We start from the raw sequence: 8582 nt of genomic DNA, 5'->3' as shown, positions 1-8582 counted from the left end.
CCCGCGGAGCGGGTACCCCATCGCTGCGCGATGGGCAAGCGAACCCCCGCGCTGCGCGCGGGGGTTGTGCTCCCGCTCCGCGGGAGCACTGACGGGTGGCTGCGCCACCCGTACAACCCCGATGCTGCGCATCGGGGTTGACGCTCCGTCCGCTGCGCTTCCGGAGTGGCGGGACTTTGTCCCGCCACCGGGCTTCCGCTGCGCTGCAGCCCGGGCCGGCAGGTCCGCTGCGCTCCCCTGCCTGACGGTCCTTCAGGCTGCGCTTCCAGGGCTGTTGGGGCCGCTTCGCGGGCCGGGCTGGCTGCGAGAGTGGGATTCGTTCATTGGTGCGGGTTCCAGTGCATTGCGTGCATCAGTTTGATGCAGCATGTAGCACTGGCGGAAATGTGGGACACCTCCAACGACCTGGATGGGACGTGCACTTTGAGGCTGCATCAGCACCGGTATTCAGGGCGCCACTTAGGCGAGGAATCACGAATTGGGAAAGCTCGGACCTCAGGCGCAGAACGATACCTCGGAGATCGGAAAGTCGATATTCCGGGGTGCGGAGGTACCTGAGCCGAACGGCCCTTCGGGCCGGGCGGCGGAAACCCTCACCGGCACCAGCCACGCTTCGTGGCTTTTGATCGTCGTGGCCGGTACCACCCGAGACGCAGCTCCGCTGGTGCCGCCTACGGTCCGCACTCGAGCCACGGAGCCGCACGCGAAGCCGCCTCAGCCACCATGCCTCACCCCTGTGAGGGCGTGGGCGAGGGCAGACACGCCCGGCCTCCGGCTGCTGACAGTTTGGTGGAACCGGCGGCCGGTGCCCGCCCCAGTGCCCAGTTGGTGTCTTACAGACACCTAAGAGTGCTCACGGCCTCAGATCGCGCTGACCTGCACAAACACCGAACAGCGTGTTCTAGATCTCCAGAACAAGGGGGGGTCGGTTTGTTCTGGAGATCTAGAACAAACCTGGGGCGTGTCACGGAGTGGAGCGACGCGCCGGGACCGGGGTTTGTTCTAGATCTCTGAAACAGGACGGTTCCCCTAGTGATACCGTTCGGGCTGCACGCGATGATCTTCCTGGAGGCTTTGATGGAGCAGCTGCCGGTCGTTCGGCCCGGCCAGCGCGTTGTCGCGCGGTCCGACGGCAAGGGCGGCATGGTCGTCAGTGTCGAGAAGATCCAGGGCCGTGAGTTTGCGGTGAGCGCGGAGGTGAAGGGTTACGTTCTGGATGCTCGGCTGCTGATGGACGTTCTGGGCAGCCTGAAGATGCCCGGCTCCTGGTTCCAGGTGTGGTGCAAGCTGGTGGCCGCGCAGGACCCGGCTTACCACGGCGTGGACCGGACGAAGGCGCCGCGCGGGTACATTCGGATCAACCAGCGTGACCTCCAGAAGCTGTGCAGCCTGTCCGCGGCCTCGGTGAGCGAGCCTGCGCAGTTCTTCCACCACATCGGCTGGATGCGGACCGCGAAGCCCGGCGTACTCCAGCTGAACCCCTGGCTCACGGTGGCCGGCACCTCCGCCGAGCAGGAGCAGTGGCAGAAGGAGTGGAACGCCGCGAAGGGCCCGGCCTGCATCATCCCGGCCCCGGACTACCCCGCCGAGTGGCGCGCGGAGCGGGCGAAGGCGAAGAAGGAAACCGAGGCCGCCCGCCGCCGCGAGAAGGTCGTGACGCTGTCGCGCCGCCGGCTGCCCGCCCGAAAGGCGAGCGCATGACGCACACGGGCATATCCTCAGAGCCAGACGACAACGACCAGGAGGCCCTCGTGAGCACCACTTACGTACCTGGCCCCCCGTCCAACGAGCCGATCGTGCTCACCCGCGACGCTTTGCGGATGCTCGCCCTCGTGGACGTCTCCCTGACCGCCCGACGCGTGCTCGACGTGCTCCTGGCCCTCCAGGACCCCGACACCGGAGCCGTCGGCATCAGCCAGGCCGAGATGGCCGCTGAGCTCGGAGCCGGGAAGCCCGCGGTCAACCGCGGCTTCAAGGAGCTGAAGCAGGCCGGCCTCGCCTGGCTCCTGCGCCGCGGCTGCTACCAGCTCCACCCCGTCCTCACCGGCGGCCGGGTCGCCGGCACCGCGATGGCTGTCCCTGAGATCAACACGACGCCCGCAGAGGACTTCACCGAGCAACGGCGAACCCGCTTCGCCGCCCAGGTCGCCAACCTCGCGCAAAGCGCCTGATCGGCCTTACAGGGCCTTTCCCGACGCCAAGGCGCCGGCACCCCAGGGTGCCGGCGCCGTTCGCGTGTCCCGGACGCGAGCGCTTCCCCTGGGGGAAGCGCTTTGGGCCTCAAGGCGATACATCGTTCTCGCGCAGGGGAAACCCCAGGTCACCGGCCCGCCGCCGGGGCTGTCGGTATCACCAGGGAAACCGTCTTGTTCTAGTTCTCCAGAACAAGCGCCGCCGCGGGCAGGAGTCGTGGTGCACACCGTTCCCCCAGGGGAAACCCCAGGTCAGCAGAGCGCGGCGCAGGCGTCGGTATCACCAGGGGAACCGTCTTGTCCTAGTTCTCCAGAACAGAGCCGGCGGCCCGCCCGGCAGGCGCGTGCACCGTTCCCCTCCAGGGGAAAGCCGCAGGCAGGACAGCCCGCACGAGCGACAGTGTTGACGTCGACGTGTTCCTCGACTGCGCGCTGCGGGCCTGCACGCGTGGCAGCGACCACCCCGGCAGCAGGCCATCTGCAGCAGCCGCGACCGCGTAGCCACCTCGGAGGCAGCGGGCCGCCTGCTGCACGCTGAGGCCGGCCTTGCTACCCGTGCAGCACCCGTGTGCCGTCTGGGTCGTGCGATTACTGCGCTGCACTCCTCAGCAGACTTGCAGCACGCGTCTTGCACCCTTCACCACCAGGAGCAGCAGGACGTCGCGGCCGGGCAGCGCGAGGGTGCTGCAACCGGCCGGTGACAGACGTCGGCGGCCGAGGCCTGGTGGGAGGTGGGAGCGGAGCGGGTCTTGCACCCCATTGGCAGGTAGTACAGGTAGTGCCTATCTGCGGGTTGAGTTTCCTTCTCTCTGGGAGCAGAGCTCGGGTCGGGAGCAGCAAGAGGTGGCCCGGGGCGAGGCGTGGCCCGCCGTGAAGCCGTCGCCGAGGGGCTGGGCACTCCGCTGCTTGCTCGAACCGCTGTACGCCGCTGTGGGCGCCTCTGAGACCCGTGATCGTCGCCCTTGGGGCCCGGAAGGCGTCAGAACGCCGCAGGCGGCCGCACGGGGCCGGGAAGGATCATGTGCGCTGGGCGGTCAGGGTCGGGCATCGGCACAGGTGGCGGCGGGTGATGTGTGCCCGCGCGGCGAGCTTCGCTCTCAGGGGGAAAGAAACTCAACCCGCACGCAGGTACTACCTGGAGTACCCGCCAATGGGGGCAGGACCCGTTCGCGGAGCCGCCCGTGCCGATCCGCCGACCGCAGTCCTCGGGGCCATGTCCCCTGGTCGGATGCGAGAGTGCAAGGCGGTTGGCGGGGAAGGGCAGAGGCTCTGAGTGAGGGTCTCGCAGTACCCGAGGACGGTCGCCGTCACCCCGAGATCGCCTTCGGCTGTGGAGCGCCGAGCCACGCCCATCATCGCCAGCATGTTCTGCAACGGGCTGTCCTCACCAGCGGCCTCCACCGCTTCGACCCGGGCGAGCAGCATGCCGTCGGCCTGGTCCAGGACGCCGGACCACACACCGCCGTGCGCGGCCGGGTCGACTCCGGTCAGCGGTGTCAGCCACAGGTCGGAGTGCGACTGGAGCTGTCCTTCGGGTGAGCGGTAGTCGAGGATGGTGCCGCACGGCATCGTGCCGGTGTCCGGGTGGTCCGCGGCACCGGGCCACCCGGACAGGTCCACGGGGTGCACCGGGTACAGGAACGCGAGCCAGGCCGCGCACGTCCCGGAGTCCTGCGCCGGGCCTTCGCGGAGCGCGGTGGCCTTGAACGGGCATTCCACCACCGTGCGGAGCCCTCCGAGCTCGCGGCGGCCGGAGAGCTCCTGGACGATCGACGACGCAGCCGGATCCTTTGCGGGTCAGACCTCAAGGTATGCGACGACGACCACGGTGCGAAGCGCCGTAACCCAGTACAAGAGGCGTACGCGTTCGACTTCGTCGGCGTACTCGCGCAGATGGGGGCCGGCGATGTCGCCGGGGATCGGCTCACCGATGTCGGGGTCGACGGAGATGACGACCAGGGCGCGGTCCAGGGCATGGATCTCTGCCCCGCTGGTGATGTTCTCCAGTTGCTTCGCGGCGGAGTCGGAGAACGCGATCCGGGCGCGGCGCGGGCTGTTCTGCGGGGCCATCAGGCGACGGCCGGGCGTTGGCGAGCGAGGCGGGCGAGGTGGGCTTCGCGCAGCTCCTCCCACGGCGTGCAGTCCTCCACTGAGGGCAGGCCGTTGGTGGCGATGTCCTCCAGTACGGCGGCGAACCGGTCGGCGTCGGCGCGGGTCTTGGCTGCGTACGCGCGTACCGCGTCGGCGGCCGCGGGCTCCAGCTGCCGGGCAGTGTCGGCGGGGGCCGGCTGTTCGCTCATCGAGGGCTCCAGAAGGCAGAACTGGCGTGTCTCACCACGGTATCGCCGGGCGACCGGGCCGGGGACCACTCCGGAAGAACCCGTCCCGCAACTACGCTCCGTACTGCCCCGGGGCCCGCGTAAGCCCACCCCTGGCTGTCACGCTCCCCCGCTCGGAATCCAGCCTGGAGGCCGCTCCAGGCGACGAGAAACGGGTAAACAGGCATATATTCGCTGTGGTGTGACACCTGGCGTGACGCTTTTCAAGGGAGAGTGACACTTCTGCCACACTCACTCTCTGTTAACGTGACACGGTTCGGGAGAGGTCAGCTCGCCTCGGAGCGGGCGAGGGTGTCTTGTCTCACCGAAGGTTGACCGTTCTCACTGAGGGCTGACGCCGAAGCCCGTGGTGCCCCTATCGCAAGCGGGGTTCTCAGGTCACGATGACAGCGACCGGCCCGGGTCCTCCGGCAGCGGTCACTCAGAGGGGGCGGAGTGCGAAACCCGGACGCGATCCGATACGAATGTGCAGACTGCGGTGCAAAAACCAAGGTCAACGCCCGGACCGGCCGCCTCTACTCCCACCAACCGCCAGGGAAGCTCGCTGCTTGTGCCGCCTCCGGAGACGTTGTGGTGCCCCCGACAGGCGGTGAGCCAACCCTGCTTCCACCGCTGAGAGCTGCGCAGGAATCACCGGCATCCGACCCGTCGCGGCGCATCGCCGACAAACCTTCAAGCAGCGTTCGAACGGTGCCCGGAGGGCTTCCAGGTCTCGGCAAGCGGCGCTGACCTCGTCGCTCAAATTTCAGTGAGAACGGTCAACCTTCGATAAGACAGGACAGCGGGCGAGGAACGCGGCGAGGGCTCCGGCGGCTTCGGGCTCGCTGGTGGAGAGCCGGTCCGCGGCCAGCTCGTCGACGCCGGCGCCGGGGGCCAGGCGGGCGAGTACGGCGAGCAGCGCGGCATGGGCGAGGACCGGCGGCGTCAGAAGGCCGGTGGCGGCCTCGCGGGCGGCCGGGTCGCAGTAGTGCCCGAGGTGCGCAGCCAGGGCGCGGGCGAGCCAGGCATCGACGTCGGCCTGGATGTACCCGCCGGCTCGCCGGGTCAGCTCGTCGCGCACGGCTTCGTCTCCGTCCCAGGGTTCGGTCTGCCCCAGCGTGCCGAGCTCGCGCAGCGCCTGGAGTTCGTCGGCGCGGGCCGCGTTGCGCTGCGCCTCGTGGACGGCGGCCGCGGCTTCGGCGGCGAGCTCGGCCTGGACGACGTCGTCGGCCTCCGGGGCGTAGACGGTGCCCGGTGCCGCGGCGGCGAGCACCTGGGCGAGGCGCTCCCCCTCTGCGAGCTCCGCCCGGCCGCGGACGTCGGTGGCCAGGGCCTCGTGCCGTCAGTCCTGCCGGGCGTCGAACCGCGCTTCCTCAAGGGCCGCCGCGATGACGCCGGCGTCCATCACCTTCGTCTGGGCACTTCGCGCACCTCGGTGACCCCCGCGACGGCCGCAGGACCTCCAGCTGTTCGACAGCAAGGATCACGGCTTACCGGTTGTTTGGCACGACAACCGCGAGGCGGCCGAGGCCATCGCCAGAGCCGTCAACGGAAATACGCCGGCCGGTTGACTGCCTGCCCGGCCCTCACAGCGGGTGTTGCTGTTCTTAAACCGGTCATCGCGTCGACTGTGGCTCTCGCGCATGCTCGCGACACCTGTCCCCCTCCGCTTCTACCGGCACTCCGCACAAGCCATAATTGCCGTCGCACTCGTGCTGCCGCCGAAGCATGACGGTGCCGCCCGCGGTGTACTGCCTGGGCGTCGGCGTTTCATCACTCTTCGATACCCGGCGCGGGCTGGGCAGGGGCGAGCCCAGGGCATCGCGCAGCCTCCTGGCGATGACGGCGCCCACGCTACGCAGCGGCTCCGGAAACGGCCGGGTGAGCAGCTCCCACAGGACCTCGTCCTTCCAGCCCCGACGGAACAATTCGTCGACTACCAGGCCCTGATCCAGTAGCGGCTTTCCCGTGATCATGAGCTTCGGCTGCATGCGGCCGAGCTCCATGAGGAAGCGCACGCCTTCCGTCAGGGGTATCTCTCGTCGGAAGGGCTTACTGCCGTCCGTCTCTCCTTCTCCCTCGGGGGACTTCGTGGAACCTACGGAGGGATGGACGGTTCCATAGGGTTTCTCTGGTGGATCACTGATGGTTAGGGGCTCAACTTGACCCAGCCCTCGGCTCAACTTGACCCCGCTGTCGGGCCCATCCTGACCCGAGGTCGGGCTCATCTTGGGCCCGGGGTCGGGCTCGTTTTGAGCCATCACCTGGTCAGAAGCCTGCGCTGCGCTTTTGGGGGCCTTCTTCTTCTTGGTCGGCAAAAGCGTGTTGTCGTCGAACATGATTCGCTCGATGACGTTGTCGTCGTAGTTGGTGCGCTGGTGCTTCATCGCAGCCAAGAGTTCGAGGTTCACGCGCGTCAGGTTGGTAATGGGCTCGCCCGTTCGTGGGTCTAGGCGTCGCTGGGAGGCGATCAGCTTCTTCTTGATCAGCTTCGCCTTTACCCGCTTGACCGTTGCGATGGACGTGCCGCAATCGTCGGCGAGGCGTTGCTGGCCCGGCCAGCAGTACCCGTGATCGTCGGTCCTGTTGCAGTAGGCAATCAGAAGTAGCTTCTCCGGCCCGTCCAGTCCCTCGGCATCAAGCACCATCGCGATGTGCTTGATGGTCACGCTGGGCCTCCCCTGGTGCTCCCGTTGCCAGTCGGGGCGGGCAGCCTCACGCACCAGGCCGAGGACGGCCTCCCAGTGGCGTCGCTGAAGTGGCCATGCCGGTCCAACTTGAGTTCCGCCAGCCGGCGGAACGAGCGTGTGACGGTGAACAGGCTGGTATTCGTCCCGGCGGAAAAGTGTCGGATACTGGTAGATATCATTTCGTCGCCCGCCGCATCCCGGGCCAGGTGGACGAGGAGCAGTCGCTCCGTGGGCGTGATGTCGGCAGGAGCATCGAGTGCGAGGCCGATGGAGGTGAGGCTCAAGTGACTCTCTCTGTCGTGCAGAGAGCAGGAACTGCGCGTCGCGACTATCACAGGTGGGCGCGGAAACAAGTGGTCCGCGCAGGGCAGCCTGTATGCTCGGCGCCAAGCAGTCCCTACCCCCTTTGGCGAGGAACCGGGTAGGAAGGCGGGGCGTCGCCGAGGCAGGTGGCGCCCCTTCTGCATGCGTGCAGCTACTTTCGTGTTGGCGATCACACCTTACGAAGCGGATGCCGCGTGACCGAAGCTCTGAGGGGGGCGGTCTGGCGTGTCTCCACAGTCAACCGGGAGCGCACCGTTCTCGCCGAGAATGACGTCGTGGTCCGGCTGCATCCGGGCGGCATTCTGTACATGCTCGTCCAGGAGGTCGAGGACGGCCTCGGTATGCTCGTTGCCATGCCCAGTCGGCAGCCGGTGCGCGGCGTGGTCATGGTCCACGTCTTCCCGTTCCGTCCATTGCGGTTCGGGTAGGACGAACTCCTCGGGTACGTCTCCGCTGAGGACATGGAGGGGGTTAAGTGCGCCATCTCCGCGGTGTTCGACCTGTCGGTCGTGATCACCTTTCACCCGCCACGCTGTGACGCCGACCAACTCAGTGAGAACGGCCAGCGTGTCGGCGTCGAACCGTGCAGTGGCGGGCAGTTCGCCGAGGAGGTGTGGCAGCGTCGTGTTCACTACCGTGGCTGTCTGCTGTATCGCGTTGGCCGAGGTATGGCCGGGGCCGAGTGAGAAGTGGAGCCAATTCAACGCGCCTGGCACGTGTGTGCCTGTCTCCTTGAGCGAGTCCGTAGTCCGGTTGTGGGGCGTCACGGTCTAGTTTGTCCCGTCGGCAATAGCTATACGGATGTCAGTTCGAAGGCCATGGCCCTCGGCGCTCGGTCGAACGTGCACGTTCACGCTTGGGTATGGGCAACCCCCCCCATGCAGGCTTATGTGGCTGACTGCTCAACGATCAATAAATGACTACGCAAAGTGACTGGGCGTCCCGATCTCGCTACCCGGATCTTGCTATGTGGCAACAGGTCGTGTCAACGATCGTTTCTGTCATGGGTAACGATCGTTTCCACCTGGGCGCTTCCCGCGTAAAGTGTGGGGACATGA

At 67.5% G+C, this 8582-nt stretch carries 8 protein-coding genes; 2 read left to right on the top strand and 6 right to left on the bottom strand.

Going from position 1 to position 8582, the window contains the following annotated elements:
• The first annotated feature begins 1077 nt into the window (after positions 1-1077).
• Positions 1078-1701, top strand: a complete 624-nt coding sequence (locus ACIF80_RS35105; protein WP_399812422.1) for a hypothetical protein — start codon at positions 1078-1080, stop codon at positions 1699-1701.
• A gap of 50 nt (positions 1702-1751) precedes the next feature.
• Positions 1752-2171, top strand: a complete 420-nt coding sequence (locus ACIF80_RS35100; RefSeq protein ID WP_254379712.1) for a helix-turn-helix domain-containing protein — start codon at positions 1752-1754, stop codon at positions 2169-2171.
• Positions 2172-3323: 1152 nt separating this feature from the next.
• Here the strand turns inward: ACIF80_RS35100 and ACIF80_RS35095 are convergent.
• The 6 genes from ACIF80_RS35095 to ACIF80_RS35070 form a co-directional block, all read right to left on the bottom strand.
• A complete protein-coding gene (locus ACIF80_RS35095; RefSeq protein ID WP_399812419.1) occupies positions 3324-3914 on the bottom strand; it encodes a hypothetical protein in 591 nt (196 codons plus the stop codon).
• A 75-nt stretch (positions 3915-3989) separates the two neighbouring features.
• The gene (locus ACIF80_RS35090; RefSeq protein WP_399812417.1) at positions 3990-4262 is read right to left on the bottom strand and encodes a hypothetical protein; all 273 of its coding nucleotides are present in this window, start codon (positions 4260-4262) and stop codon (positions 3990-3992) included.
• Positions 4262-4492, bottom strand: coding sequence for a hypothetical protein (locus ACIF80_RS35085; RefSeq protein WP_399812414.1), 231 nt, complete (start codon positions 4490-4492; stop codon positions 4262-4264). The genes ACIF80_RS35090 and ACIF80_RS35085 overlap by 1 nt, the downstream gene beginning before the upstream one ends.
• Before the next feature lie 784 nt (positions 4493-5276).
• Positions 5277-5783, bottom strand: a complete 507-nt coding sequence (locus tag ACIF80_RS35080) for a hypothetical protein (RefSeq protein WP_399812412.1) — start codon at positions 5781-5783, stop codon at positions 5277-5279.
• Positions 5784-6126: 343 nt separating this feature from the next.
• On the bottom strand, positions 6127-7179 hold the full coding sequence (locus ACIF80_RS35075; RefSeq protein WP_399812410.1) for a helix-turn-helix domain-containing protein: 1053 nt from the start codon (positions 7177-7179) through the stop codon (positions 6127-6129).
• A gap of 521 nt (positions 7180-7700) precedes the next feature.
• A complete protein-coding gene (locus ACIF80_RS35070) occupies positions 7701-8291 on the bottom strand; it encodes a hypothetical protein (protein ID WP_399812407.1) in 591 nt (196 codons plus the stop codon).
• Between the last annotated feature and the right edge of the window lie 291 nt (positions 8292-8582).

It is taken from the genome of Streptomyces sp. NPDC085927, from assembly GCF_044540975.1.
Classification (GTDB): domain Bacteria; phylum Actinomycetota; class Actinomycetes; order Streptomycetales; family Streptomycetaceae; genus Streptomyces; species Streptomyces hirsutus.
This window is presented reverse-complemented; position numbering and strand designations above follow the sequence as displayed.

Excerpts from the sequence above, each read along its gene's own strand:
- ACIF80_RS35085 (WP_399812414.1), bottom strand. The coding sequence starts at position 4,492 with ATGAGCGAACAGCCGGCCCCCGCCGACACTGCCCGGCAGCTGGAGCCC.
- ACIF80_RS35105 (WP_399812422.1), top strand. The coding sequence starts at position 1,078 with ATGGAGCAGCTGCCGGTCGTTCGGCCCGGCCAGCGCGTTGTCGCGCGG.
- ACIF80_RS35090 (WP_399812417.1), bottom strand. The coding sequence starts at position 4,262 with ATGGCCCCGCAGAACAGCCCGCGCCGCGCCCGGATCGCGTTCTCCGAC.